This window comes from Apilactobacillus micheneri, assembly GCF_006493595.1.
In the GTDB taxonomy this organism is placed as follows: domain Bacteria; phylum Bacillota; class Bacilli; order Lactobacillales; family Lactobacillaceae; genus Apilactobacillus; species Apilactobacillus micheneri.
In genome coordinates this window covers 22,332-49,323 of the sequence record NZ_QUBI01000007.1, presented here as the reverse complement: position 1 = coordinate 49,323, position 26,992 = coordinate 22,332, and the positions used below count along the sequence as shown (strand labels likewise).

Below are 26,992 nucleotides of genomic sequence, written 5' to 3'. Positions count from 1 at the left end.
CATTCCTTTATGGAAGTAAGACCCCTAAGAGATGATTAGGTAGATAGGCTAGAAGTGGAAGTGCAGCAATGTATGGAGCGGACTAGTACTAATTGGTCGAGGACTTAACCAAGTAAGGTTGTTCTCTAAAGAAATAATAATATCTAGTTTTGAAAGAACGAAGTTCTTTCAGATAAATAGTGTGGTGGCGATAGCTAGAAGGATACACCTGTTCCCATGCCGAACACAGCAGTTAAGCTTCTAAACGCCGAGAGTAGTTAGAGGATCGCCTCTTGCAAGGGTAGGAAGTTGCCGCGCTAATATTAAATAAAGAGTCCTCGGTTTAATTATCGAGGGCTTTTTATTTGTACTTGCCGTTTTAGCTCAGAAGGTAGAGCGTTTCCATGGTAAGGAAGAGGTCCCGGGTTCAAATCCCGGAAACGGCTTAAAAAATAAAAGGTCTACTATTTTTTATAGTAGACCTTTTATTTTATATTTGATGATTAATATTTAACTCGTTGACTGGTAAATTAGCATTTTTAATAATAGGAGATACATTGCCAATGCTAATTAATGATAAATGATGCATTGACCTAGTAGTAATTGTATATAAAGTGCCAATCAATTTCTTAGAATTATAATTTTCGGCAGAAATATTCCAGGCAATCACAGAATCAAATTCTAAGCCTTTAGCTAAGTAAATAGGCATTACTACAACACCTTTTGGTAATGAACGATCAGTATCAGCCAATAATGTTGAATTTATTTTAGTAGTTATATGTTGATAAACAGCTTTGGCCTCGACTAAATTTTTAGTAATAACAGCTACTGTTCCTTCGGTCTCTAATTCTTTATTTGCTTTTTTGATTAATGAATTTATACCAGCTTGTTCACTATGTCTAATAATTATTTCTGGTGAAGGACCTTGGCGATTAAAAGGCTCAATTTTATCACCATTAGGAAGTAGTGCTTTAGCAAAATTAGTTATTTGATAAGTGGAACGATAAGATCGATTTAACGTTATTAATCTTGATTTTTTAGTAGCAAAAGCGTTATTTAATTTATTTAGTAATGTTTCCGGTGATTCTACCTCTTTAAATAAGGATTGTTCACTATCACCAATTAAATTAATTTTAGTTTTAGGGAATGCATGCTTGATATAAACTAATTGCGCAATTGAATAGTCTTGCATTTCATCAACAAATAGATATTGCATTTTTTGATTCTGTCCACCACCCATTAATAAATCACGCAAATATAAAATAGGGGCTGCATCATCTAAATTAATTTTATGCATTTCTAATTGTTTATCGTAATTTTGGACATTGTTTTGCCAATCATTGATGTTAATATCAGCATTTAAATTAGCTTGTTTCATAAAATTAATATACTGGGCATATGGATCAAAGAAATTACCATTATAAATAGCGTCGTACATTTTTCTGAAATGCTCAGTTACAATTTGTTTAGCAATAAAGTATCTTTCATCATCTTCATCTTGGAATCTACCAAGTTCATGTCCAGCAATGAAATCATGATATTGTTCTGAATTAAGCTGATCAATTTTTGCATCTACCCATGGTTTATATACTTCCAGTTCAATTCTCTTTTTCAAAAGCTTAATTAATCGATTTTTAGTACTTAAGAATTTATCAGCAGCCTTCATTAATTTAGGTTGTGAATCATAAATATTTTCAATAACTTCATTATCAAAAATAATTTTTCCATCTAGCATTAAATCGTTAAAAAACATATTTTTGGCATCAATATTTTCAGCATAATCATAAATTTGTTGCATATATTCATGACTCTCTTTAAAATTTCTAATTGATGCTAATTTATCATCTAAATTAACTTCATTTTCATATCTATCAAATAATCCTTGAACTTTTAGTCCTTCAAAACGGTGATCAATAAATTCTTTTAGCGTTACCTGACGCATATTACGTTCACCCAAGCTAGGTAAAACATCAGAAATATAATGTGAAAATAGTCGATTAGGTGAGAATAAAATAATTTGATCTGCTTCAAGCGAACTTCTACTGTGATATAGCAAAAAAGCAATTCTTTGCAAAATTGCTGAAGTTTTACCAGAACCAGCAACACCTTGTACTACCAACAAGTCACTGTTAGTGTCTCTAATGATATCATTTTGTTCACTTTGAATAGTTGCAACAATATTTTGCATAGTTTCATCATTTTGATCACCTAATGCACTTTGCAACATTTCATCGCCGACAGTTTCATTAGTATCAAACATATTATCAATATGTCCTTTTTTAATTTGAAATTGTCGTTTTTTTAATAAATCAGTGCTCTGTTTACCAGCAGGAGTAGAATAATTAACCTTGCCTAATGTGCCATTATAATAAATACTAGAAATAGGGGCACGCCAGTCATAAACTAAGAAATTATCATCATCATCAACAAAGGATGCAGTCCCAATATATAATTTTTCATTTTCTTGTTCACCATCATCTAAAATATCAATGCGACCAAAATATGGTGAATCTGATAGTCTTTTATAAGTTTGCAATTGATTTTTGATGATTGCTTCATTTTGGATAACCGTATTAACTAAACCTCTTTGTTGTTGCAAATCAGCTGAAGTTTCAATTCGATCATCTACTTCAAAATAGTTAACAGAAGTATTGTTACCGTAGTTTTGTTGAACTCTTTTAGTTTCGTTATGTGCTTGATCATATTCCATTTGTGTTTTTTCTAAACGGTGACCTAATTTTTTTACTACATAGTCAACGCGTTTTTGTTCATTTTTTAAATCTTGAGTGTCCATTATAGTCCCCCTCAAATTTATAATACGTTTCGTTCAAATATGCTAAATAATTCTAATGAGATTTATAGGAAATGTCAATGAATAGCAATTTTGACAGAAGCTATTAAATCCAGTAAAATATAAATGATTATAAGAGATATTAGCTAACCAACTACAGAGAGATCATCATTTGCTGAGATTGATCAGGAAAGCGAATTGGATTAAAAATGGGTATGCACCCTTATCGCAGAGAGGCATTTTGCAAATTAGGTGGTACCGCGTGGAGGCGTCCTATTGTTTATTTAACAATGGGATGCCTTTTTTTGAAAGGATGATAAATTTGGCAAATAAAAAAGTAATTTTAACTGGTGACCGTCCAACAGGTAAATTGCATATTGGACACTATGTAGGTTCATTAAAGAATCGTGTAGAATTACAAAATTCTGGTAAATATGATACCAATATTATGATTGCTGATATGCAAGCATTAACTGATAATGCTCGTGATCCAGAAAAAATCAGACATTCATTATTACAAGTAGCATTGGACTATTTAGCTGTTGGTATTGATCCTGAAAAATCTACTATTTTAGTGCAATCACAAATACCTGCTTTGAATGAATTAACAATGCATTATTTAAATTTAGTATCTGTAAATAGATTAAAACGTAATCCAACGGTTAAAAATGAAATTCAACAAAAGAAATTTGGCGAAAGCGTACCTGCTGGGTTCTTTATTTACCCAGTTAGTCAAGCTGCTGATATTACAGCTTTTAAAGCTGATACTATTCCAGTGGGCGAAGATCAAGAACCAATGTTAGAACAAACTAGAGAAATTGTTAGAAGTGTTAATAACATTTATGGCAAAGATATTTTAGTAGAACCAGAAGGGTATTTCCCACCTAAAGGGATGGGACGTATTCCTGGTCTAGATGGTAATGCTAAGATGAGTAAATCATTAAACAATTGTATTTATCTATCTGATGATGCTGATACTATTAAAAAGAAAGTTATGTCAATGTATACTGATCCCAACCATATTCACGTTGAAGATCCTGGAAAAGTTGAGGGCAATACTGTATTTACTTACTTAGATATTTTTGCTGATGATAAGCAAAAAGTCCAAGATCTAAAAGATCAATATTCCCACGGCGGTTTAGGTGACGTAAAAATTAAACTTTACTTAAACGAAGTGTTGCAAGCTGAATTACAACCAATTAGAGAACGTCGTGAAATGTACGCAAAAGACCCTCAAGCAGTTTATGACATCTTAAAAGCTGGTAGTGAAAAAGCCAATAAAGTTGCTAGCAAGACGCTTGATGAAGTCAGAGATGCTATTGGTATCAATTATTTTAAGTAATCAGTTTTTAATTACTTTTGATTAAGGTGGATTGGAATGAAAAACTTAGTAATTGTAGATATTGGTTCTAATTCATCAAGGATGGCCATCTATAAAATTGATGTAGATGGATTTTGCACAGAAGTAAGACGTTGTAAAAGTAGTAGCCGTTTGTCAGAAGGAATGGGACCTGAAAAGTATTTAACGCCTACGGCAATTAGTCGGACAATAGATTCTTTAAAGTCCTTTAAACAAATATACAGTAGTATTCCTAATCCAACAGTTATTACAATTGCAACGGCAGCTGTTCGCCAGGCAAAAAATCAGAAGTCATTTTTAAAAAAAGTACGTAAAAAAGTTGGTCTAAATGTTCGTGTGTTATCAGGACGTGAAGAAGCATATTATGATTATTTGGGTGTTATTAATCGAGTTAAGATGAATGATTATTTGGTAATGGATATTGGTGGAGCTAGTATCGAATTAGTTAGAGTGCGTGGTCGAAAGCGACGTGATTTAATTAGTATTCCAGTTGGTTCGGTTAATATTTCTGAGCGGTTTAATTTAAAGAATTATGTTAACGGTGCTGATTTATTTAATGCACAACGTTTTTTGAAAAACATTTTTCATCGGGTGCCATGGTTAAATAAGGCTTCTCATTATCAAATTATTTTACTGGGCGGAGCTGCTAGAACATTGGCTCGGATTAATCGCAATCATCAACATTTTTATAATGTCGATTATTTAAATGGCTATCATTTAAATCAACATCGTATTTTGGGAACTTATGAGATGCTATTACGTAAAAATTTATCTGATCGTAAAAATGTGAACGGATTAGAAAAAGATCGTGCAGATATAATTCTCGGTGGATTATTGCCTTTGATAACCCTTTTAGACGAATTAGACTCTAGAAGAGTTGTATTTTCAGATGGCGGGGTCAGAGAAGGAATTATTAACGAATATATTAATAAATATTATAGAAAATATTAATTTTGGTTTTTAATCTTAAATTAAAGGTTAAAAACCTTTTTAATTATTAATCTTTTAATAAATGTTATCATTATATAGAATTCAAAATATGAGAGGTGTTTGTTTTGGGCACTTTTAAACACTTTTATCATAAAAATTATGATGAAAGACTAAGTATCATTTCTAACTTTGCTGATTTAAATAATCAAGAAGTTGACGAGTTTGCTAATAGTAAAAATCAAAAAAACAACAGTCTAATTGAAAACTACATTACTGACTATTCATTACCAGAGGGGATTGCGGTTAACTTTATAATTAATGGTTTTAATAAAGTGGCTCCAATGGTCACAGAAGAACCATCAGTGATTGCTGCTGCTAGCAATGGTGCGCGAATGTTTAGTAAAAGTGATGGTTTGCATGCAAAAGTGATCGGCCATAATTTAACAGGCCAGATTATTATTAAAACTGATAAATATAATTTACTTTATGGTTATGTAAAAAATCATTATGCTGAACTTTTAAGAACAGCTAATAATGCTCATAAATCCATTATTGATCATGGTGGTGGTGCTAAAAAAATTCATGTAAGAAAATTAGATGAACATTATTGTTCATTAGATTTAGTCGTGGATGTTGCAGAAGCAATGGGTGCTAATATTATTAATTCGATGTTAGAAGCATTAGCCAGCTTTATTAGTACTAATCATAATGAAAATATTTTAATGAGTATTTTATCTAATTATTCGATTGATAGTTTAGTAAGAGTTACCGGAAAAGTTCCATTTGCTCAATTAGGTAAAAATGGTATTTCTGGTGATAATGTTGCTAAGAAAATTGTTGAAGCATCACACATTGCACAAATTGATCCTTATCGAGCAGCTACGCACAATAAGGGTATTATGAATGGAATTGATGCTTTTGTAATGGCAATGGGGAATGATTGGCGTGCTGTTGAAAGTGGTGTACATGCTTATGCTAGTCGCAATGGTAGCTATCAAGGCTTAAGTAAATTTAAAATCGAAGATGGGGCTTTGTTTGGTGAAATGACGATTCCATTGTCACTAGGTTTTGTTGGCGGAGCTACTAAGGTTTTACCCAAAGTTAAAGTTAACCAAAAAATTGCCAAAGTTCAATCTAAAAATGAATTAATGCAAATGGCTGCAGCAGTTGGTTTATCTCAAAATTTAGCAGCTTTAAAGGCCTTGGTCACTGAAGGAATTCAAAAGGGGCATATGAATTTACAACTAAAATCTTTAGCGATGAGTGCTGGAGCCAATGATGAAGAACTAGCGCATGTTGTAGAGAAACTTCGAAAATTAGCTAATCCTAATTTACAAGATGCCCAAACAATCATTAAAAAATTAAGAAAATAATAACGAAGGTGAAAATAAAATGGATATTCAATTAAATAAAGAAACACAAGGACTAATTAACGTAGTAAACAAATACTTCCCTGGTAAAATTGAAGTACAATTTATCGGTCAATTACAATCAGGATATGTTCGTCATGATCAAGCCCAAGTGGTTCAAGATGGCAAAAATCTTTTTGTGCAAATCTCTGACTTATCTGCGCCTGATTATACTGCTTCACATGAACTAATTCACTTATTAATGACTTTACGTGGTTTTCCACAACTATTTTTCTCACTATCAACCGGTAATGAAAAAATCGATGAACAATTACAAGTAATGGGCACTGAACTTTTTGATATCGTTTCACATTTTGTCGTAGTGTCAGAGCAACGTAAGCATAATTTAATTAATGATGATATTGAAGCAATGTATTTAAAGGGTGTTCAAAATACGATTGAACCTGAATCAGATGAATTAGATAATTCAATGGAATTACGTTTACTAACACTTATTGATGCCCACGTCTTTTATGGTGATACTTTTGATAAGAAAGTTCGTGCCACTTTAGAAAAAGATTATCCAGTGGCTTTAAAAGCAGCTGATAAAATTTATGAAATCATTACTGAAAAGCCTACTGATTCACCATTTGGATTACGTCGTAATGTTGTAAAATTATTTAAAGCATTTGATAAGCAATTAATAGGATGGGGATTACCTGCATTGCATAATACTGAATATGCTACGATTTCTAGTGTAGTTTCAGAACGTCAATTAAACTTGAATGTTCAACAAATGTTTGAAATCTTTCATTCAGAAATGCATGAAAATAATACTAACCGTCGTGCATATGTTGGTTTTAACAAGAGTGATGATCAAAATTCATTTGTTGTGCCAGCACCAACAGGAATGGATGATAGTCCTGCATACTTCAAAAAGTTATATGCACTAAAAGTTAAAGATTTGTTTAAAGAATTAAAGATGCCATACATCATTAGAAAATAATTTTGGGAGGCTTTTTATAATGAATGAAGAAATTCAATCATTATTTGATAACGCAAAACATATTGTATTCTTAACAGGAGCTGGAGTTTCAACAGCATCAGGGATTCCAGATTATCGTTCTAAAAATGGATTGTACACAACTGATACTACTGGTAAACCAGCTGAATATTATTTAAGTCATGCTTGTTTAAATAATGAACCAGACACCTTTTATACTTTTGTAAAAGAAAATATGTATTATCCGGATGCCAAACCTAATGCAATCCATGAGAAACAAGCAGAACTAACTCGTCAAAAACGAGCATCAATTGTTACACAAAATGTTGATGATTTGTATAAAAAAGCAAATGCTAAAAATCTAATTGAATTTCACGGTAATTTATACAATGTTTATTGTCAAAAGTGTCATCAATCAGTTGACTGGCATGAATATATGCAAAGCCCAATTCATAAAGACTGTGGTGGAACTTTAAGACCAGGCATTGTTTTATATGATGAAGGTTTAAATCAAGAAAACATTATGAATAGTGTGAACTTAATGGAACAAGCTGATTTAGTTGTAATTGTTGGAACTTCGATGCGTGTTTATCCATTTGCTGGATTATTGGATTATCGTAATCCAAAAGCACAGGTATTGGCAGTTAATCAAGAAGAACTTAATTTTAGTTTTCCATTTAAGATGATTAAAGCAGATGCTACTAAGTTCTTTAGTGAATTAAAAGTTTAAAAGTGGGATGATTTTATGATAACGATTGGTTTAACAACTTGGTCTGATCATCCAGCCTTAATTAATGATGAGCAACGTAAAGTTAAATTAAATGAGTATACAGGATTTTTTCCGACAGTTGAAGTTGATAATCCATTTTATGGTATTCCACGTTTAACAACGATTAAGCAATGGCAGCATCAAGTGCCTAAAGACTTTCAATTTGTGATTAAGGCTAATAAGTTAATGACTAAACACGATTTAAAATCATTAATGCCAGCAAATGATGAACAAAGACTACAGGCATTTGCTAACTTTAAGACAGCCATGCAACCATTATGGGATGCTGGTCAATTAAAGACAATATTATTTCAATTTCCACCTTATTTTCAGAGAAATAATGATAATATTAGGTATTTAATTAAGATACGAAAATTATTAGGCAAAAAAATGCCAATTACAGTTGAATTTAGAAATCCTAGTTGGACTGAAGATGGTGTTTATTCGTCAGTGGTTCAATACCTAAAACGTTTTAATATGACTTTAGCAATTGTTGATGAACCGCATAATTTAAATAATGGCATTGCATTTAAACCGGTTATTACTACTAAAAAATTAGCTTTTTTAAGATTACATGGACGCAATGAAGATGGTTGGTTTCATCAAGGTAAAGATTGGCGTAGTCAAAGGACACTATATCGTTATAATGATTCTGAACTTAAATATTTTGCTGATATTATTAAAGAACTTGAACAACAAGTTGATGAGGTATGTATTATTTTTAATAATAATTCAGGTAAAGATGCTGCTCCGAATGCGTTAAAGCTAAAAGATTTACTAAATTTACATTTCAAAAATTTAGCACCTAAACAGCTAGATTTGTTCTAATGAGGAATATTTTTGCATAACTAAATATGATATACTTATTAATAATATTATATAAATACAGGTTGAAAGGATGATTTAAATGGCTGATAACAATACATTTTATGTTACAACTCCAATTTATTATCCATCTGGACGTCTACACATTGGTAATTCATATACAACTATTGCATGTGATGCCTTGGCACGTTATAAACGTTCTGAAGGATACGATGTTTTTTTCTTAACTGGAACCGATGAACATGGTTTAAAAATTGAAGAAAAAGCGGAAAAACTAGACATGAGTCCACAAGCTTACGTGGATAAAATGGCTAAACAAATTAAACAACTTTGGCAGACTTTAGATATTACAAATGATAAATTCATTCGTACAACTGATGAAGACCATGAAAAAGCTGTACAAAAAATTTTCCAAAGATTGTTAGACCAAGGTGACATTTATCTTGGTGAATATAAAGGTTGGTATTCAGTATCAGATGAAGAATTCTTTACTGAATCTCAATTAGCAGAAGTCTATAAAGATGACCAGGGTAATGTAACTGGTGGAAAAGCTCCTTCAGGACATGAAGTTCAAATGGTCCATGAACAATCATATTTCTTTAAGATGAGTAAATATGCTGATTGGTTAGTTCAATACTATAAAGATCATCCAGATTTTATTCAACCTGAATCTCGAATGAATGAAATGATTAATAACTTTATTAAACCCGGTTTGGAAGATTTAGCTGTTTCTAGAACTTCTTTTAAATGGGGAGTTCCCGTGAAATCAGATCCTAAACATGTTATCTATGTTTGGATTGATGCATTAAGCAACTATATTACTGCTTTAGGATATGGTAGTGATGATGAATCACTATTTAATAAATTCTGGCCTGCAGATATTCAAATGGTTGGTAAAGAAATTGTACGTTTCCATACTATTTACTGGCCCATTATTTTACATGCACTTGGTTTACCACTACCAAAACATATTATTGGTCATGGTTGGTTAACTATGAAGGACGGTAAAATGTCCAAGTCAAAGGGCAATGTTATTTACCCTGAAACATTGTGCGAAAAATATGGTCTGGATGCAGTTAGATATTACTTATTAAAGGCAGTTCCATTTGGCAATGATGGAATTTTCACTCCAGAAGATTTCATTGATCGGATTAATTACGATCTAGCTAACGATTTAGGTAACTTATTAAATCGTACCGTTTCAATGATTAACAAGTATGAAGATGGTGTAATTCCAGATTATCAATCAGAAGTTACCCCTGCCGATAAAGAATTGGAATCAATTGCAACTAATGTAATTGCTGAATACAAAGAAAAAATGAATAGTGCTCATTTCTCTGATGCATTATCAGTTATTTGGAAATTAGTTTCACAAACCAATAAGTATATTGACCAAACAACTCCTTGGATTTTAGCTAAGCAACAAAATGAAGGGGATGCCGAACAACTATCAGCTGTTATGGCACATTTGGCAGCTAGTTTACGTTTGATTGCATTACTAATTAGTCCAATTATGACTAATGCACCAAAACAAATCTTTACTCAATTAGGTTTGGATGATCAAGACTTAGATTTAACTGATCCTAAATTGTCAGATTTAGGAACTGGACATAAAGTTGTTGCCAAAGGAACTCCAATTTTCCCACGTTTAGATAAGGAAGAAGAAGTTGCGTTTATTAAAGGTCAAATGACTAAGTCTGATAAGAAAAAAGGTCGTGCTGTAAAAGAAGAAGCTAAGCAAAAAGCACAAGCTAAATTGGATGCAGATAAACCATTAGAAGCTAATGATAAGAAAGAAATTCGCTTTGATGCCTTTGAAAAAGTTGAATTAAAAGTAGCTCAAGTGAAATCAGTAGCTAAAGTTGAAGGTGCTGATAAGTTACTTAAGTTTACTTTAGATGCTGGTAAGCAAGAAGATACTCAAATTCTTTCTGGTATTGCTAAATGGTATCCTGATTTTGATAAATTAATTGGTAAAAAAGTAATCATCGTTTCAAACTTGAAACCTAGAAAGATGCGCGGTGAATTAAGTCAAGGAATGTTACTATCAGTTGAACATAAAGATGGTAATGTTGAATTGGTAACCGTTGGCAGTCAATTTGAAAATGGTTCAACCTTAGAATAATGGTTATTTAATAACTAGATAATTGAATAATAGCCATTAATTCAATAAAGAATTAATGGCTATTTTAGTGAAATGGAGTGTAATTAGTATATGAAAATTTTTGATTCGCATACACATTTAAATGATGATGCATTTCGTGATAATGTGGATGCTTACATTGAACATGCGCATCGATTAGGTGTAGACAAAATGGCAATTGTTGGTTCTAATACTGAAATGAATCAAGAAGCCATTGAGTTAGCTCATAAATATGATAATTTGTATGCGATTGTTGGTTGGCATCCTGAAGACTCATTAAAGTATGATGACAAACAAGAGGCTATTTTAAAAGAACAATTAAAAGATGATAAGGTTGTTGCTTTAGGTGAAATTGGTTTAGATTATTTTCAATCAGTCGCACCTAAAAAATGCCAATTTCATGTTTTTAGACGTCAAATCAGACTAGCTAAAGCCATGAATATGCCCATTTCTGTTCATAATCGCGAAGCTTTTGAAGATACTTATAAAATTTTAAGTGAAGAAGGCGTGCACAATGGTATTATTCATAGTTTTAATGGTGATCCAGAATGGTTGAAGAAATTTATCAATCTAGGGATGTATGTTTCATATTCTGGAGTTGCAAGTTTCAAAAAAACTCATGAAGTGCATGATGCAGTTAGACAAACTCCTATTGATCGAATGTTAGTCGAAACGGATGCACCTTATCTATCTCCAGAACCATTACGTGGTCATCAAAATGAACCAGCATATACGTTATATACAGTTGAAGCAGTTGCTCGTTTTAGGGATACAACCCCTGATAAAATTTCGGATGCTACTTATAATAATGCGATGAGAATTTTTGGATTGGATGAATAATGGAAAAAATTAAAGAAGTAATCGTTGTTGAAGGTAAAGACGACACGAAGCGAATTAAAAGAGCCGTGAATGCTGATACAATTGAAACAAGGGGATCTGCAATTGATGAATCTACTTTAGCGTTGATTAAAAAGGCAGCCCAAAAAAGAGGAATTATTATTTTTACTGATCCTGATTTTTCTGGTGAACGGATTCGTCGAATTGTGTCAGAAGCTGTACCCAATGCTAAGCATGCTTTCGTAGATCGTAAAAAATCAGTACCTACTAAAAGCGATGGTTCACTAGGTGTTGAACATGCTAGTGTTAATACAATTAAAGAAGCGTTAAAAAATGTCTATACGTCTGATTTAGAAAATCATAGTGATGTTATTAGTCATGATGATCTAGAAGGGGCGCGCTTGATTAACGATGATCAAGCTAAAATTAGAAGAACTAAATTCTGTAATATCTTACAAATTGGATATGTAAATGGAAAACAATTACCTAAGCGTTTGGCGATGTTTTCTATTTCTAAAGAACAATTTTTAAATGCAGTAAAAGAATTAAACTAAAGGAGTAACTATGACAAACAATCCAGATATTGCTAGTCCAGCAAGAACCCAAGCCATTTTGAATCGTTACCACTTATCAGCTAAGAAAAGTCTAGGACAAAATTTTCTAACTGATTTAAATGTTTTAAATAACATTGTTAAAGCTGCTAATTTAAATGATGCAGATAATGTTATTGAAATTGGTCCCGGAATTGGCGGATTAACTGAATATTTAGCAAGAAGTTCAAAAAGAGTTTTGGCTTTTGAAATTGACCAAAATTTATTACCAGTTTTAGATGATACTTTATCACCTTATAACAATGTAAAGATTATTAATGAAGATATATTACAGGCAAATTTGCCTAAAATCATTAAAGATGATTTTAATGATGAACATCCAATTAAAGTTGTCGCAAATTTACCTTATTATATTACTACCCCAATTATTTTAGATTTATTAAAAGGCAATGCTGAATTTGATAATATTACAGTTATGATGCAAAAAGAAGTAGCTCAAAGATTAGTTGCTGATCCTGGTAGCCGTGATTATGGCTCATTATCTGTAATTATTCAATATATGAATAATGTTGAAATTGCTTTTGAAGTACCTCGTAAATCATTTATTCCAGCACCTAATGTTGATTCTGCAATTGTAACTTTAGCTAAAAAAGAATCAATTGAAAATGAAGTTTTTGATGTTAAAGCATTTTCTAGTTTTGTAAGAGCATGTTTTGCTCATCGTCGTAAAACCTTCTGGAATAATATGCAGGGACTGTTTGGTAAAGAACCAGCTACTAAAGAACAAGTTCAAGCAGTGCTAGATAATTTAAACATTAAACCTAGTATTCGTCCTGAAAAAATTTCGGTTAATCAATATGTAGAGATGGCAAATGAATTTCATAACAAACAAATGATATAAAATAATTGCCATTTTATAATGATTATGATATAATTTGAAATTATTTATTTTTTATGGTATAATTATCTAAGTGAGGTGGATGATTATGCCAACAAGTTTGAACACAATCAAAAATAATTTGAAGGATCGTATCGGCCAAAAGGTTGTAGTGACCGTTCAAGTTGGAAGAAATAAGATATTAAAACGTCATGGAAGATTATCTGAAATTTTTCAAGCCGTTTTTATTGTAGATTTAGAAAAAGATGAAAATTTAAAACGAGTATCTTATAGTTATACTGATATTTTGACTAAAAATATCTATGTTGACTTTGAAGATGACAATAAAATAGAAGAAGTATAATTAAGCTAATATTTTATATTAGCTTTTTTTATTTACATAATTACTTATAAAAAGTTTCACTGACTTTTATATTTTATTTTAGTATAATATTAAATAAATAAATGATATGAAACGAGGTGTGATGCTTGAGAATTGTAGAAAAAGCAAGAGCCAAGCTTAATTTAGGCTTAGATACTTTGTATCGACATAAAGATGGTAGTCCTGAATGGAATATGATAATGACTTCAATTGATTTATCTGATTATGTAGAAATTATAACTACTCAGGGGAACAGTATTCATGTTAGTTCAAGTCAAGTTTTTCTGCCTCATGATCAACGAAATTTAGCATATCAAGCGGCGCTATTAATGAAAAATACATTTGATATCAAAGAAAAGATTACTATTAATATTAAGAAAAATATTCCAGTAGCTGCTGGATTAGGTGGCGGGTCTTCTGATGCTGCTGCTGTTATTCGAGGATTGAATAGGATTTGGAATTTGAACCTATCGTTAAAAGAAATGGCAGTTCTTGGTTTAAAGTTAGATTCTGACGTTCCATATTGTATCTATAGTAAAACTGCGCAGGTAACTGGCAAGGGTGAAATTATTAAATTAATGCCGAAATTACCTAATATGTATTTTGTGTTAGTAAAACCAAGAATTAGCGTTTCCACTCCTGAAATCTTGAGTAATATTAATTATGATAACCTAAAACATGTGAATATTAATGGATTAATCGATGCAGTTAAAAAGCAAGATTATCCGCAAATTGCAAAGAATATAGGTAATGTTTTAGAGCCTATTTCTTCTAAAAAATACCAAGATATTTTTAAAATAAAAGCTAAATTTATTAAATATGGTGCTGATAATGCTCAAATGAGTGGCACTGGTCCTAGTGTTTTTGGTCTATGTAAAAGTGAGCGACATGCTAAACATATTTTTAATAGTATTCGTGGCTTTTGTTCGGAAGTATACATTGTTAAGTCTATGTAAAAACGATATTTTTTAGTTATTTGTAATTAAAACTAACAAAATTGTGTCTTAAATCCGAACATTATGATAAAATTTACTTGTAGTTTTTACTTTTACGAGGTGAAAAAATGAAAGCCAAACGTAGTACTAGATTAGTTGATATGACTAGATTCTTAATGGAAAATCCTAATACAGTGGTTCCATTAACATTTTTTGCACATAGATATGAATCTGCGAAGTCATCAATTAGTGAAGATTTAACAATTCTAAGAAAAACTTTCCAAGAAAGTGGGACTGGAATATTGGAAACAATTCCAGGCGCTGCTGGCGGAAGTAAATTTATTCCAAGTATCGAAAAAGATGAGGCAGTTCGTTTTATTGAAGAACTACAATCATTTTTAGATGACAATACAAGAATGTTACCTGGTGGATATGTTTATATGAACGATTTATTAAACCGTCCATCGATTTTAAGACAAATTGGTAGATTGATTGCTACAATGTATAAAAACAAAAAGATTGATGCAGTTTTAACAGTTGCTACTAAGGGAATTCCAGTTGCCCAAAGTGTAGCTACTTTGTTAAATGTGCCATTTATCATTGCCAGACATGATTCCAGAATTACTGATGGTTCCACCATTAGTGTTAATTATGTTTCTGGATCGCAACGTCGGATTGAAAAAATGGTATTATCTAAAAGAAGTTTACCTGCTAATTCCAACGTTTTAATCGTGGATGATTTTCTACGTGGTGGTGGATCTGCAGCTGGCCTTTGCAGCTTAATCAATGAATTTGATAGTAAGGTTGCTGGTATTTCTTTTGTTGCTGAACGCGATTATGATGGTGAACGTAAAATCAGCAGTGATCAATATACATCTTTATTTAAAATTGATACTAACAGCGATGAGATAAAGGTTTCACAAGGTAATTTTGATTGGAAACCATTTGATAATTTTAGTAAGAAGGGGAATTAGCATGAACACTAGAAATACAATTATTTTAGCTGCGGGCAAAGGTACTCGTATGAAATCTAAGTTGTATAAAGTCCTTCATAAAGTTTGCGGTAGAACTATGGTTGACTGTGTATTAACTCAAGTTGAAAAAATTAATATGGATAATGTTGTAACGGTAGTAGGTTATGGCGCTGATTCTGTTGAAGAACAGTTACGTAAAAGAAGCCAATACGTGCTTCAAGAAAAACAATTGGGTACTGGTGATGCTGTTAAAAAGACTGCACCTATTTTAAGTGATTTAGACGGCTCTACTATGGTAGTTAGTGGAGATACACCTTTATTTAAAGCCGATACATTCCAAAAATTATTCGATTATCATGAAGAAAGTAATGCTGTTGCGACCGTTTTAACTTCTAAGGCACCTAATCCTTTCGGATATGGAAGAGTTATTCGTGATTCAGAAGGCAATGTTAACAAGATTGTTGAACAAAAAGACGCTAGTGAAGCGGAAAAGAAAATTGACGAAATTAATACCGGTGTATATGTATTTGATAACAAAGAGTTATTCAATGCCTTAAATCAAGTTAATAATGATAATGCTCAAGGCGAATATTACTTACCAGATGTTATTGGTATTTTCAAAGAACAAAATAAAAAAATTGGTGCATATCAAATGGATGATTTTAATGAATCCATGGGTGTAAATGACCGTATTGCTTTATCTAATGCTAATCAAGTTATGCAAAGACGCATCAACGAAGAACATATGGCTAACGGAGTATCAATGATTAATCCTTCAAATACTTATATTGATTTTGATATTCAAATTGGTCAAGATACAGTTATTGAACCTGGTGTACAAATTCACGGGGACACTAAAATTGGCCAAAATTGTAAAATTGGTGCTAATTCAGAAATTCATGATTGTGTGATTCATGATGGTGTTACAATAACCTCATCTTACCTTCAAGAATCTGAAATGATGGAAGGCTCCGATATTGGTCCTTATAGTCATTTAAGACCACATGCAGTTATTGGTAAAAATGTTCATCTTGGCAACTTTATTGAAGTCAAAAAAGCTCAAATTGATGAAGGAACTAAGGTTGGACATTTAACTTATGTTGGAAATGCTCATCTAGGTAAGAATATTAATGTTGGTTGTGGAGTTATTTTTGCTAACTATGATGGTAAAAACAAACATGAAACTAACGTTGGAGATGCATCATTCATTGGTAGTAATGCCAATTTAATTGCGCCTGTAAATATTGATGATCATTCATTTATTGCTGCAGGTTCTACAATTACTGATGATGTTAAACAATATGATATGGCCATTGCTAGACAACGTCAGACTAACAAGCCAGGCTATTACAAAAAATTACCATATAATGGATAATTAAAACGTTTATTTATAATTCCTATAACTTTTGAGTGAAAAAAATATAGTTTTAGTGTAAAATAATGTTGAATGTTTTATATTGAACTGACGAATAATATTTTATTGTTAGGTGGAGGAACTTTATGGCTGAAAAATATTCTGATCCTAAATTAAAGATTTTTGCATTAAATTCAAACATCCCATTAGCTGAAAAAATTGCTGATCGTGTTGGAGTAGATTTAGGTAAAACATCTGTAGATAGATTTAGTGATGGAGAAATCAAAATTAACATTGAAGAAAGTATCCGTGGAGATAACTGTTACATCATTCAATCTACATCTGCTCCAGTAAATGATAATTTAATGGAATTGATGATTATGATTGATGCATTAAGACGTGCTAGTGCAAAAACTATTAATGTTGTAATTCCTTACTATGGTTATGCAAGACAAGATCGTAAGGCTCGTTCAAGAGAACCAATTACTGCTAAGTTAGTTGCTAACATGTTAGAAACTGCTGGAATTAATCGAGTAGTTGCATTAGACTTACATGCTGCTCAAATTCAAGGTTTCTTTGATGTTCCAGTTGATCATTTAATGGGTGCACCATTATTGGCTGATCATTTTATGAATCATGGATGGAATTCTGATGCAGTTGTAGTTTCTCCTGATCATGGTGGGGTAGTTCGTGCTCGTGCATTAGCAGAATTCTTGAAATCACCAATTTCTATCATTGATAAACGCCGTCCACAAGCAAATGTTGCTGAAATTATGAATATTATTGGTGATGTAAAAGGTAAATCATGTTTAATGGTTGATGATATGATTGATACTGCTGGTACTATTACTTTAGGTGCTCAAGCTTTAATGGAAGCTGGAGCTAAAGAAGTATATGCTTGTTGTACGCATCCAGTATTATCTGGTCCAGCCATTGATCGAATTGAAAAATCACCAATTAAAAAATTGGTAGTTACTGATACAATCCGTTTACCAAAAGAAAAACAAATTGATAAGATTGAACAAATTTCTGTTGCTCCACTAATTGGAGATGCAATTAAACGTATCAATGAAGATCGTGCTGTTAGTCCTTTATTCAGTAATCGTTTTAGAACTGATGATAAATAATGAATAAAAGATTTTTTGGTCTAATTATTTCTTCTGTGAGTATAATTATTGGCTTAATAATCTATATATTTAATATACAGATTATTGCAATGAGTAATGTCTTCTTTATATTAGGCTTATTGTTGGTCGTAATAGGAGCCGTTATGATAATTGCTAAAGGTCATTTATTTACTGGTTGGCGTATTTTTCATCGCAAAGGTGATAATGAGCGTTTCGAAAATGAAAAAATTCCGGCTAAAGAAATTGGTAGCAAGAAGAATGAATCAATAGTAATAAATGATTTTGCAAAGCTGTTTTTAACAGTGGGAATTATATGGATTTTAATCGCAATTTTAATTACTTTATAATAAAAAAGTTCCCCTTAGCATTTTTCAATGTTAAGGGGAACTTTTTGTTAATTACTATTTTTTGTTTAATGCAAAATTACGAATGGCATATGCAACACCATTTTCTTTATTAGTCTTAGTAACTTTATTAGCAATTGCCTTTAGTTCATCTACAGCATTACCCATGGCTACACCGGTGCCAGCATATTTAACCATAGTCATATCGTTATTTTGATCACCAATTGCCATTACATTATCAGCAGTTAAATTTAAATCTTTAGCTAAGCTATCAAGAGCATTTCCTTTTGATGATTTTTTATTCATAAATTCAATAAAAACAGGGGTACTTTTTACAACAGAAAAACGATTGAATAAATCTTCTGGGATTTCTTCAAAAGCTTTATCAATTACATCTGGATTAGCAATTAACATTGCTTTAACTACTTCAACATTTTTACCAATTTCATTAGGTTCACGAACCTTAATTGGCATTTTAACTAAATAACTTTCTGCAATTGAAAAGGGACTTAAATCACGGTTAGTAGCATAAATATAATCAGCAGTTTCAATTTGAAAATTAGTATCTAATTTATGACTTAATTTTTCTAATTCCAAAAATTCATCATGAGTAATATTTTCCTTTTCAATAATGTTTCCATCAGCATCTTGTACTTGTGAACCATTAAAAGTAATAGCATATTCATCATGACCAGAAATATTTAATGCTTTAAGGTAAGTTTTAGCCCCAGTCAATGGACGACCTGTACATAAAACAACTTTAATACCTTGTTGTCTAGCTTCTGTGATAGCATCAATAGTTTCTTGCGCTAAATTGTTTTCTTCATTTAACAATGTGCCATCAATATCGATAGCGATTAATTTAATGTCTTTCATAATGTTACCTCCAAATAATTATATTAATTGATTATTTTTTATATGTTTTTGAAATTCTTCATATATAGGTTGAAAAATTTCGATGTTGTTTGCAGAATTCAGCATTTCTTTAGGGAAGAAGAATCTTTCATCTCCTAATTGTTTACCAGTTACTGCATTTACTAAGCGAGAGACTTTTGATAATTCAACCATCGTACCATCTGGACGACGTAATTCAATTTGCGTTGCATGGTGTTTCTTTTTAGGATCATAAGCATCATAAGGCAAATCAAAACTATTATTAGTATCTGTATAGTATTCAGGAGCAAAGCCAACCTGCTTGATTAATTCTTGCAATTTAGGAATTAATTTTTTAGTGTCACTATTAAATTCTACAGATTTAAGGGGACGACGATTAATAAAACGATCAGCCAAATCAGAAAGAATGCTATCCTTTGAATCTACCCAGTGAATAAAATATGTGTTTAATACACCATCATCTAGTTTTAAATAGTCGTCGATATCAAAATTATTTTGGAAAAATGGCATTAATAGATAAGGGGTGGAGCTATCATTAGTAGGCATTTTGTCGGCTAATTGTTTTGCTCGTTTTAACAAATGACTTAGAATGACTTCCATTGATCGAGATACAGGATGAAAGTAGACTTGCATGTACATTTGCAGACGGCTAATAATATAATCTTCTACAGCATGCATTCCAGAAATATCGAAACAAATTCCACCACTATATGGACGCATTACTCGTAGAATTCTAGTTAAATCAAAATTACCATAACTTGCACCAGTATTATATGCATCCCTTAATAAATAATCCATCCGGTCGGCATCACATTGACTAGAAATCATTTGGACAACTTGTGGATTACTATAAGTATGATTAATTACAGCAGCAACTTGTTTTGGAAATTCGGGATCGACATTACGTAAGACCTTATTTACCTCAGTTTTAGGAGAAGTAATAATTTCTTGTGTAATCATTTCATGATTAGTATGAAAAATATGTTCAAAAGTATGTGAATACGCACCATGTCCAATATCATGTAATAGTGCTGCACATAGGGCAACTAATCTTTCAGAATCATCCCAAAGTCCATCGCCTGGATTTTCAGTAGGATAATTTCTCAAAAACAAATCACAAATTCTGCGTGTAATTTCATAAACACCTAAACTATGGGTGAATCTAGAATGCTCAGCACCGTGAAATGTGAATGATGAAGCCCCCAATTGTTTGACTCTTCTTAGTCTTTGCATTTCCTTAGTATTAATTAAATCTAAGATGACTTGGTGTTGCACATATATGTAATCATGAACAGGGTCACGAAAAACTTTTTCTCGTGGTAACAACTTATCTGTAAACTTCAATGATTGTCCCCCTTATAAATATATATTTAATAACTATCATTATAACAAATAATATTAATGAAGAATTAAAATTAAACTTATTAAATTAATGCATTTAAGGTAGATACCATATATAATTAAATATATGAATTCACAATATAAAGGAGTGAATAAATTTGACCGACAATAGTGAAAGTGTAGTTGTAGATTTAACTACCTATATTAAGCAAGATGATGAAAGCGAAAAATTTACTTTTCGTGAATTAGGAACATTAGTAAACGTTGGCGATAAAACTTATTTGCGTTTTAAGGAAACTCAAAAGGAAGAAAAGGTCGCATCAGTTACCATCAAAATTAGTGATGACCATGTTCAATTGACTAGACAAGATAAAATGGGTCATCATTCAAGATTGATTTTTGCTGATAAAGAACAACATGATACCATTTATCAAACTCCATATGGACCTATTAAACTTGCGGTTAATACTAAAGATTTATTATATAATTACCAAGAGTCTCCACAAGCAGGTGATTTAGATATTAAATATGAACTCATGTCTGGCAACATGATGATTGGTGAGTACAAAATGGAATTGCATTTTTCTGCTTAAACGAGTATTATATTATTTAGTATTTTGAAAGGACGTGCACCGATTTGAAACTAGAAGCCTTAGAAGGTAAAGACAAGAAAGAATTATCAATGGTAGAAGTCGCTCATGCTATCTTAGCTGAACATGGGGATGTTATGGCCTTTGCTGATATCGCAAACGAAATCCAAAAATATTTGGGTGATTCTGATGAAGAAATTCGTAAACGATTAGTTCAATTCTATACAGATATGAACGTTGATGGTAGTTTTATTTCTTTAGGTGATAATCTTTGGGGATTAAGAACATGGTACCCATATGAATCAATCGATGAAGCTACTGTTCATCCAGAAGATGAAGATATTGATCGTCCTAGAAATAAAAAACGTCGTAAAGTTAATGCTTTCCTTGCTGATGCTTCTGATGATGATGACGTTATTGATTATGATGACGATGATCCAGAAGACCAAGACGACGAATTTGAAGATGCCGATGAAGGCACTGACGAAACCGATAAATATCATAAAGATTTAGATGACATTGACGAAGAAAACGATACTAATGAAGAAGACATTCCAGATGGTATCGAAGGAGAATTATCAGAGTTGCATGATGACGATGATGATGATTCTAAAGATTAATTAAAATAATTTTACTTTATATATCTTGACTAAAGATATATAACCATGTATTATTATTTTTGGGCTCCTTACAAAAGGTTTTGTGAGGACAATTGATCGATTAAAGTAATCAATAACTCCCTATTCTCGTGAATAGGGAGTTTTTACGTTTTTACCCTAATAGATTTTATGAGGAGTTATATACACATGACTAAATATGTTTTTGTTACTGGTGGGGTTGTTTCTTCACTAGGAAAAGGAATTGTTTCTGCATCACTAGGCCGTTTATTAAAGAATCGTGGATTAAATGTTACAATTCAAAAATTTGATCCATACATTAATGTCGACCCCGGTACAATGAGTCCTTACCAACATGGGGAAGTTTTTGTTACCAATGATGGTACAGAAACCGACCTTGATCTTGGACATTATGAACGTTTTATTGATAATGATTTGAATAAGTACTCAAACGTAACTACTGGTAAAATTTATTCAGAAGTTTTACGTAAAGAACGTCGTGGAGATTATTTAGGAGCTACTGTTCAAGTTATTCCTCATATTACCGGAATGATTAAAGAAAAAATTATGCGTGCTGCTAAGGTTTCTGAAGCTGATATTGTAATCACTGAAATTGGTGGTACTGTTGGTGATATTGAATCCCTTCCATTCTTGGAAGCTATTCGTCAAATGAAGGCTGAAGTAGGCGACGAAAATGTGTTTTACATTCATACTACTTTAATTCCTTACTTACGTGCTGCTGGTGAAATGAAAACTAAGCCAACCCAACACAGTGTTAAGGAATTACGTGGACTAGGTATTCAACCAAACTTATTAGTTGTTAGAACTGAACAGGATGTCACTGATGACATGAAGAGAAAAATTGCGCTATTCTGTGATGTTAAGCCAGAAGCAGTTGTTGAATCTAAAGATGCACCAACCTTGTACACTATTCCATTAATGCTACAAGATCAAAAAATGGATCAACAAGTGTTAGATCATTTTGGTGTAAAAGCACCAGCTGCTGATATGACCGCATGGAAACAACTTGAAAACAAGGTACAAAACTTAAGTAAAGAAATTAACATTACTTTGGTTGGTAAGTATGTTAAGTTGAAGGATGCTTACATTTCAATTACTGAATCATTAAAGCATGCTGGATACCCATTAGATGCTAAAGTTAATCTAAAAATGTTAAATTCAGAAAAAGTTAATGAAGATAATGTAAAAGATTTATTAAGTGATGCTGATGGTATCTTAGTTCCTGGTGGTTTTGGTGACCGTGGAATTGAAGGTATGATTACCGCTGTTAAATATGCTAGAGAAAATGATGTTCCTTACTTTGGTATTTGTTTAGGTATGCAAATTGCAAGCATTGAATTTGCTCGTGATGTCCTAGGTTATAAGGATGCTAATACCACTGAAATTGATCAAGATACACCACATAAGATTATTGACTTGATGGCAGACCAAAGTGACATTGATGGTATGGGTGGTACTCAACGTTTAGGTGCTTATCCATGTAAATTAATTCCTGGAACTAAAACAGCTGCTGCTTATGATAATAAAAAAGAAATTTCAGAACGTCACCGTCACCGTTATGAATATAACAATGCATATAGAAAAGAAATGGAAGATAACGGTTTAGTTATTTCTGGTACTTCACCTGATAATCATTTAGTTGAAGTTATTGAAATTCCAGAAAATAAATTCTTTATCGCTGCTCAATATCATCCAGAATTCTTATCTAGACCAACTAAACCAGAAGGTTTATTTAAAGCATTTGTTAAAGCTGCTGGTGAAGAACACGATATTAAAAATAAATAGATAAAAAAGGACTAAATAGTTATTTAGTCCTTTTTTTATTAACTTTTAATTAAATATACGTATAATTTGCCATAAAGTATTGTTTTTTTCAATGTTATTATTTATGATTATTAATGTATTGTTCACTAAATTAAGTGAAACGTAAGTGAGGAATTTAAATAATGAATAAAATGATAATAAGAGGTGGACATCGACTATCTGGTGATGTAACTATTGGTGGTGCCAAAAATAGTACGGTAGCTTTAATTCCTGCTGCTATTTTAGCAGATACACCGGTTCAATTCGATATGGTTCCTAACATATTAGATGTACATAATCTAATGGTTATTCTGGAATCTATGAATGTTAAATCAGATTTTGCCGATGGCATTTTAAACGTTGATCCAACAAATATAATAGAAAATGCTTTACCTAGTAAGGCAATTAAAAGTCTAAGAGCATCATATTATTTCATGGGAGCATTATTAGGTCGTTTTGGTAGAGCTAAAGTTACCTTTCCAGGCGGAGATAATATCGGGCCTAGACCAATTGATCAACATATTAAGGCTTTCAAAGCAATGGGAGCTAAAGTCGTTAATGATAAAGATAAGGTTATTATTACAACTGATGAAAAAGGTTTACATGGAGCTTCTATCTTTTTAGATGTTGTATCTGTAGGGGCTACAATTAATGCAATTTTAGCAGCTGTTAAAGCCAATGGACACACCGTAATTAGAAATGCGGCTAAAGAACCCGAAATCATTGATATTGTAACCTTCTTAAATAATATGGGAGCTAAAATTAGAGGTGCTGGTACTGATGTAATCAGAATTGAGGGTGTTGCAAAGCTTGTTGCGCAAAACACCCATATTATTATTCCTGATCGCATTGAAGCAGGTACTTACTTAGCAATGGCATCAGCTTATGGTGATGGTGTTAATATTCATAATGTAATTCCAGAACATTTGGAATCATTTATTGCTAAACTATTGGAAATGGGTATTGATTTAAAAATTAATGAAGACAGTATTTATGTTCCTAAAAGTCATAAGCTTAATAGCATTGAAATTAAAACAATGCCTTATCCAGGATTTGCTACTGATTTACAACAACCAATCACTCCATTGTTATTAAAAGCTAATGGTGATAGTACAATTATTGATACCATTTATCCTAAGCGAACTAAGCATATTAGTGAGTTGAATAAAATGGGTGCTAAGATTCGTTATAATGATGGAAATGGTAGTATTATTGTTAGTCATACTGACGACTTAAATGGAACTACTATTTCGGCAGGCGAAATTAGAGCGGGAGCATCAGAAATGATTGCTGGATTAATGGCTAATGGAACTACAGTTATAAATAACGCGGATAATATTTTACGTGGTTATGATAATATTGTTGATAAATTAACCCAATTAAATGCCGAAGTTGAAATTATAAATGATGAAAAATAATTTGTTTGCTATTGATGAAATTATTTTTTAATGTTAATATAATGAAGTCGACTAATCGATAATCTCTGAATCAACATATGATACAGGGCAAAGGAGCGATATATAATGAAACAAGGAATCCATCCAGAATACCACGAAGTAGTATTCCAAGATACTAGTACTGGTGCTAAATTCGTTGCTGGTTCAACTATGAACTCAAGCGAAACTATCAAGATGGACGATGGTAATGAATACCCATTAGTACGTCTTGAAATTTCTTCAGATTCTCATCCATTCTACACTGGCCGTGAAAAATTCACTCAAGCCGATGGTGCTGTGGATCGTTTCAACAAGAAATACGGTTTCAAGTAAATATAAAAAGCAAGTCCAATTGGACTTGCTTTTTTTTATTAATTTTTTAAAATATAATTAATCCATTTGGGCATTATTTTATTAATAACTTCAAATGTTTGTTCAAATTTACCAGTAAACCATGGATCTGGAATTTCACGGTCACTTTTTTGGTCATCAATATTCAAATATAAATGAATTTTTTGTAAATCATCTTTTGGTGACCAATGCATTAGATTATCCATGTTTTCTTTATCCATACCAATTATGTAATCATATTTATCAAAATCTTTTGCCTCAATTTGAGTGGCATACATACCGGAATAATCTAGATGGTGTTTATCTAAAATAGTTCTAACATTAGGATGAGGAGGATTACCAATTTCCTCAGAGCTAGTTGCGGCAGAATTTACTTCAATTTTGTTTGATAGATTATCTTTTTTTATTTGATCTTTTAAAATAGCTTCAGCCATCGCAGAACGACATACATTTCCATGACATACGAATAAGACTTTTTTCAAACTGATGACCTCCAATTTTTTATTCATATAAATTTTAACAGGATTTCATAGAATATTAAATTATATAGTTATTCAATATTGACAAATAGTTGTACAATTAAGGGTGTAATAACTGAAAGAGTGATTTAAAATGCGTGATAATTTTATTTATATTAATGCTAATTTGTTACGTAATATGGTTAATACTCATGGTATTAGTTCTGACGACTTTGTTAACGGATTAGATAGATTGCCTCAAAACATCATTTTGCTTAATGATGATCGTGTTAACGCTAATAATGTTAATGCACATACTAAATTTAGTGTAATTAATGGAAAAGATTCTATTCAAAAATTTTTATTAGATAAACAAATTGTTAATAAGAAATTTATGGATTTTGAACGTAATTATGATTTAAATCTACTATTAAATACAGAAATAGCTAGTTTATTGTATTTTGGTCATATGGGTTCACCCATGAATAATCCATTTTCTTCCAAATTACAGAATAAATATGTTTATCTTGCTTATAAAAATAATTTATTAACTACCTATTATCGTGATTTTTCCGATTTTAATCATATCCTTGAAATTAGTATTAAACGTCATTTAAGAGATTTACATAGTAGCAGAAGGATGTTTAAGCGCCCCTTATCTTTAAAAACAATACCTATAGATATATTAAAATTGTTAATTAAATTAAGTAGTGAAGGTTTAATTATTAATTTTGATGCAGTTCTCGGCAGACGTCGATTGTATCGGATTCCTTTGTTATTAGAAAATAAGCCACAAAATCATTATGTTTGGCATACACAGAGTGATATTTACAGTAATACAATTAATATTGGATATTTGAAATATGACATTGTTAAATCAACATGGAATATTGATGTTAATAGCAAATTGTTGCCTAAAGAAGTAGATGAATTATTGAATTAAAATAATTT

General features: G+C 31.6%; 26 protein-coding genes, 1 tRNA gene and 2 rRNA genes. 25 read left to right on the top strand and 4 right to left on the bottom strand.

All coding sequences use genetic code 11. The features are described from left to right. From DY123_RS06980 to DY123_RS06970, 3 genes are all read left to right on the top strand, one after another. Nucleotides 1-112: ribosomal RNA gene (locus DY123_RS06980) — 23S ribosomal RNA — on the top strand; the annotation flags it as partial. A gap of 68 nt (nt 113-180) precedes the next feature. Further along, a 5S ribosomal RNA gene (rrf, locus tag DY123_RS06975) occupies nt 181-297 on the top strand. A gap of 55 nt (nt 298-352) precedes the next feature. Next, a tRNA-Thr gene (locus DY123_RS06970) sits at nt 353-425 on the top strand. Nucleotides 426-469: 44 nt separating this feature from the next. Here the strand turns inward: DY123_RS06970 and helD are convergent. Continuing rightward, complete coding sequence (gene helD / locus DY123_RS06965; protein WP_140924862.1) at nt 470-2,773, bottom strand: RNA polymerase recycling motor HelD; 2,304 nt, start codon at nt 2,771-2,773, stop codon at nt 470-472. Between the two features lie 310 nt (nt 2,774-3,083). Between helD and trpS the strand changes: the two genes are divergently transcribed. From trpS to DY123_RS06885, 16 genes are all read left to right on the top strand, one after another. Beyond that, the gene (trpS, locus tag DY123_RS06960) at nt 3,084-4,112 is read left to right on the top strand and encodes a tryptophan--tRNA ligase (protein ID WP_140924860.1); all 1,029 of its coding nucleotides are present in this window, start codon (nt 3,084-3,086) and stop codon (nt 4,110-4,112) included. 36 nt (nt 4,113-4,148) lie between these two features. After that, a complete protein-coding gene (locus tag DY123_RS06955) occupies nt 4,149-5,081 on the top strand; it encodes a Ppx/GppA family phosphatase (RefSeq protein ID WP_105964057.1) in 933 nt (310 codons plus the stop codon). 104 nt (nt 5,082-5,185) lie between these two features. Next, nucleotides 5,186-6,433 carry a hydroxymethylglutaryl-CoA reductase, degradative gene (locus DY123_RS06950; RefSeq protein ID WP_140924858.1) on the top strand — a complete coding sequence of 416 codons (1,248 nt, stop codon included), beginning with the start codon at nt 5,186-5,188 and terminating at the stop codon, nt 6,431-6,433. Nucleotides 6,434-6,452: 19 nt separating this feature from the next. Then, nucleotides 6,453-7,415, top strand: a complete 963-nt coding sequence (locus DY123_RS06945) for an IpaB/EvcA family protein (RefSeq protein WP_140924856.1) — start codon at nt 6,453-6,455, stop codon at nt 7,413-7,415. 19 nt (nt 7,416-7,434) lie between these two features. Then, a complete protein-coding gene (locus DY123_RS06940) occupies nt 7,435-8,142 on the top strand; it encodes an NAD-dependent protein deacylase (RefSeq protein WP_404799063.1) in 708 nt (235 codons plus the stop codon). Between the two features lie 15 nt (nt 8,143-8,157). Next, nucleotides 8,158-9,009 carry a DUF72 domain-containing protein gene (locus DY123_RS06935; RefSeq protein WP_140924853.1) on the top strand — a complete coding sequence of 284 codons (852 nt, stop codon included), beginning with the start codon at nt 8,158-8,160 and terminating at the stop codon, nt 9,007-9,009. A 79-nt stretch (nt 9,010-9,088) separates the two neighbouring features. Beyond that, the gene (gene metG, locus DY123_RS06930) at nt 9,089-11,131 is read left to right on the top strand and encodes a methionine--tRNA ligase (protein ID WP_140924851.1); all 2,043 of its coding nucleotides are present in this window, start codon (nt 9,089-9,091) and stop codon (nt 11,129-11,131) included. Between the two features lie 90 nt (nt 11,132-11,221). Then, nucleotides 11,222-11,989: a TatD family hydrolase gene (locus DY123_RS06925; protein ID WP_140924850.1), complete on the top strand. Its 768-nt coding sequence runs from the start codon at nt 11,222-11,224 to the stop codon at nt 11,987-11,989. Further along, nucleotides 11,989-12,540: a ribonuclease M5 gene (gene rnmV, locus DY123_RS06920; RefSeq protein ID WP_108982991.1), complete on the top strand. Its 552-nt coding sequence runs from the start codon at nt 11,989-11,991 to the stop codon at nt 12,538-12,540. Before DY123_RS06925 ends, rnmV begins: the two co-directional genes overlap by 1 nt. A gap of 10 nt (nt 12,541-12,550) precedes the next feature. Beyond that, on the top strand, nt 12,551-13,438 hold the full coding sequence (gene rsmA / locus DY123_RS06915) for a 16S rRNA (adenine(1518)-N(6)/adenine(1519)-N(6))-dimethyltransferase RsmA (protein WP_108982992.1): 888 nt from the start codon (nt 12,551-12,553) through the stop codon (nt 13,436-13,438). An 85-nt stretch (nt 13,439-13,523) separates the two neighbouring features. Further along, the gene (locus DY123_RS06910; RefSeq protein WP_108982993.1) at nt 13,524-13,778 is read left to right on the top strand and encodes a Veg family protein; all 255 of its coding nucleotides are present in this window, start codon (nt 13,524-13,526) and stop codon (nt 13,776-13,778) included. Nucleotides 13,779-13,903: 125 nt separating this feature from the next. Further along, complete coding sequence (gene ispE, locus DY123_RS06905) at nt 13,904-14,752, top strand: 4-(cytidine 5'-diphospho)-2-C-methyl-D-erythritol kinase (protein WP_140924848.1); 849 nt, start codon at nt 13,904-13,906, stop codon at nt 14,750-14,752. Between the two features lie 107 nt (nt 14,753-14,859). Beyond that, nucleotides 14,860-15,705 carry a pur operon repressor gene (gene purR / locus DY123_RS06900; RefSeq protein ID WP_105964046.1) on the top strand — a complete coding sequence of 282 codons (846 nt, stop codon included), beginning with the start codon at nt 14,860-14,862 and terminating at the stop codon, nt 15,703-15,705. A gap of 1 nt (nt 15,706) precedes the next feature. Next, nucleotides 15,707-17,080, top strand: a complete 1,374-nt coding sequence (glmU, locus tag DY123_RS06895; RefSeq protein ID WP_140924846.1) for a bifunctional UDP-N-acetylglucosamine diphosphorylase/glucosamine-1-phosphate N-acetyltransferase GlmU — start codon at nt 15,707-15,709, stop codon at nt 17,078-17,080. A 125-nt stretch (nt 17,081-17,205) separates the two neighbouring features. After that, a complete protein-coding gene (locus tag DY123_RS06890) occupies nt 17,206-18,186 on the top strand; it encodes a ribose-phosphate diphosphokinase (RefSeq protein ID WP_105957355.1) in 981 nt (326 codons plus the stop codon). Then, complete coding sequence (locus DY123_RS06885; protein ID WP_140924844.1) at nt 18,186-18,533, top strand: DUF3899 domain-containing protein; 348 nt, start codon at nt 18,186-18,188, stop codon at nt 18,531-18,533. Before DY123_RS06890 ends, DY123_RS06885 begins: the two co-directional genes overlap by 1 nt. 54 nt (nt 18,534-18,587) lie before the next feature. On the opposite strand, the gene yidA is transcribed toward DY123_RS06885, so the two are convergent. Next, on the bottom strand, nt 18,588-19,406 hold the full coding sequence (yidA, locus tag DY123_RS06880; RefSeq protein WP_108982997.1) for a sugar-phosphatase: 819 nt from the start codon (nt 19,404-19,406) through the stop codon (nt 18,588-18,590). Nucleotides 19,407-19,424: 18 nt separating this feature from the next. Beyond that, a complete protein-coding gene (locus DY123_RS06875) occupies nt 19,425-20,768 on the bottom strand; it encodes an HD domain-containing protein (RefSeq protein ID WP_140936327.1) in 1,344 nt (447 codons plus the stop codon). Nucleotides 20,769-20,923: 155 nt separating this feature from the next. Between DY123_RS06875 and DY123_RS06870 the strand changes: the two genes are divergently transcribed. From DY123_RS06870 to DY123_RS06850, 5 genes are all read left to right on the top strand, one after another. Continuing rightward, nucleotides 20,924-21,358, top strand: a complete 435-nt coding sequence (locus tag DY123_RS06870; RefSeq protein WP_181398819.1) for a YwiB family protein — start codon at nt 20,924-20,926, stop codon at nt 21,356-21,358. 89 nt (nt 21,359-21,447) lie between these two features. After that, entirely contained in the window at nt 21,448-21,975 is a 528-nt protein-coding gene (gene rpoE / locus DY123_RS06865) for a DNA-directed RNA polymerase subunit delta (RefSeq protein WP_404799029.1), read from the top strand. Nucleotides 21,976-22,161: 186 nt separating this feature from the next. Then, nucleotides 22,162-23,778, top strand: a complete 1,617-nt coding sequence (pyrG, locus tag DY123_RS06860) for a CTP synthase (protein ID WP_108983000.1) — start codon at nt 22,162-22,164, stop codon at nt 23,776-23,778. Between the two features lie 161 nt (nt 23,779-23,939). Beyond that, nucleotides 23,940-25,214 (top strand): UDP-N-acetylglucosamine 1-carboxyvinyltransferase, encoded by a 1,275-nt coding sequence (gene murA / locus DY123_RS06855; RefSeq protein WP_108982952.1) that lies wholly within the window; start codon nt 23,940-23,942, stop codon nt 25,212-25,214. 105 nt (nt 25,215-25,319) lie between these two features. Next, nucleotides 25,320-25,565, top strand: a complete 246-nt coding sequence (locus DY123_RS06850; RefSeq protein WP_105957348.1) for a type B 50S ribosomal protein L31 — start codon at nt 25,320-25,322, stop codon at nt 25,563-25,565. 38 nt (nt 25,566-25,603) lie between these two features. On the opposite strand, the gene DY123_RS06845 is transcribed toward DY123_RS06850, so the two are convergent. Beyond that, the gene (locus tag DY123_RS06845) at nt 25,604-26,065 is read right to left on the bottom strand and encodes a low molecular weight protein-tyrosine-phosphatase (protein ID WP_140924836.1); all 462 of its coding nucleotides are present in this window, start codon (nt 26,063-26,065) and stop codon (nt 25,604-25,606) included. Nucleotides 26,066-26,195: 130 nt separating this feature from the next. Between DY123_RS06845 and DY123_RS06840 the strand changes: the two genes are divergently transcribed. Continuing rightward, entirely contained in the window at nt 26,196-26,984 is a 789-nt protein-coding gene (locus tag DY123_RS06840) for a hypothetical protein (RefSeq protein ID WP_108982954.1), read from the top strand. Nucleotides 26,985-26,992: the final 8 nt, after the last annotated feature.

Excerpts from the sequence above, each read along its gene's own strand:
- helD (WP_140924862.1), bottom strand. The coding sequence starts at position 2,773 with ATGGACACTCAAGATTTAAAAAATGAACAAAAACGCGTTGACTATGTA.
- trpS (WP_140924860.1), top strand. The coding sequence starts at position 3,084 with ATGATAAATTTGGCAAATAAAAAAGTAATTTTAACTGGTGACCGTCCA.
- DY123_RS06955 (WP_105964057.1), top strand. The coding sequence starts at position 4,149 with ATGAAAAACTTAGTAATTGTAGATATTGGTTCTAATTCATCAAGGATG.
- DY123_RS06945 (WP_140924856.1), top strand. The coding sequence starts at position 6,453 with ATGGATATTCAATTAAATAAAGAAACACAAGGACTAATTAACGTAGTA.
- DY123_RS06940 (WP_404799063.1), top strand. The coding sequence starts at position 7,435 with ATGAATGAAGAAATTCAATCATTATTTGATAACGCAAAACATATTGTA.
- DY123_RS06935 (WP_140924853.1), top strand. The coding sequence starts at position 8,158 with ATGATAACGATTGGTTTAACAACTTGGTCTGATCATCCAGCCTTAATT.
- metG (WP_140924851.1), top strand. The coding sequence starts at position 9,089 with ATGGCTGATAACAATACATTTTATGTTACAACTCCAATTTATTATCCA.
- DY123_RS06925 (WP_140924850.1), top strand. The coding sequence starts at position 11,222 with ATGAAAATTTTTGATTCGCATACACATTTAAATGATGATGCATTTCGT.
- rnmV (WP_108982991.1), top strand. The coding sequence starts at position 11,989 with ATGGAAAAAATTAAAGAAGTAATCGTTGTTGAAGGTAAAGACGACACG.
- rsmA (WP_108982992.1), top strand. The coding sequence starts at position 12,551 with ATGACAAACAATCCAGATATTGCTAGTCCAGCAAGAACCCAAGCCATT.
- DY123_RS06910 (WP_108982993.1), top strand. The coding sequence starts at position 13,524 with ATGCCAACAAGTTTGAACACAATCAAAAATAATTTGAAGGATCGTATC.
- purR (WP_105964046.1), top strand. The coding sequence starts at position 14,860 with ATGAAAGCCAAACGTAGTACTAGATTAGTTGATATGACTAGATTCTTA.
- glmU (WP_140924846.1), top strand. The coding sequence starts at position 15,707 with ATGAACACTAGAAATACAATTATTTTAGCTGCGGGCAAAGGTACTCGT.
- DY123_RS06890 (WP_105957355.1), top strand. The coding sequence starts at position 17,206 with ATGGCTGAAAAATATTCTGATCCTAAATTAAAGATTTTTGCATTAAAT.
- DY123_RS06885 (WP_140924844.1), top strand. The coding sequence starts at position 18,186 with ATGAATAAAAGATTTTTTGGTCTAATTATTTCTTCTGTGAGTATAATT.
- yidA (WP_108982997.1), bottom strand. The coding sequence starts at position 19,406 with ATGAAAGACATTAAATTAATCGCTATCGATATTGATGGCACATTGTTA.
- rpoE (WP_404799029.1), top strand. The coding sequence starts at position 21,448 with ATGGTAGAAGTCGCTCATGCTATCTTAGCTGAACATGGGGATGTTATG.
- pyrG (WP_108983000.1), top strand. The coding sequence starts at position 22,162 with ATGACTAAATATGTTTTTGTTACTGGTGGGGTTGTTTCTTCACTAGGA.
- murA (WP_108982952.1), top strand. The coding sequence starts at position 23,940 with ATGAATAAAATGATAATAAGAGGTGGACATCGACTATCTGGTGATGTA.
- DY123_RS06850 (WP_105957348.1), top strand. The coding sequence starts at position 25,320 with ATGAAACAAGGAATCCATCCAGAATACCACGAAGTAGTATTCCAAGAT.
- DY123_RS06840 (WP_108982954.1), top strand. The coding sequence starts at position 26,196 with ATGCGTGATAATTTTATTTATATTAATGCTAATTTGTTACGTAATATG.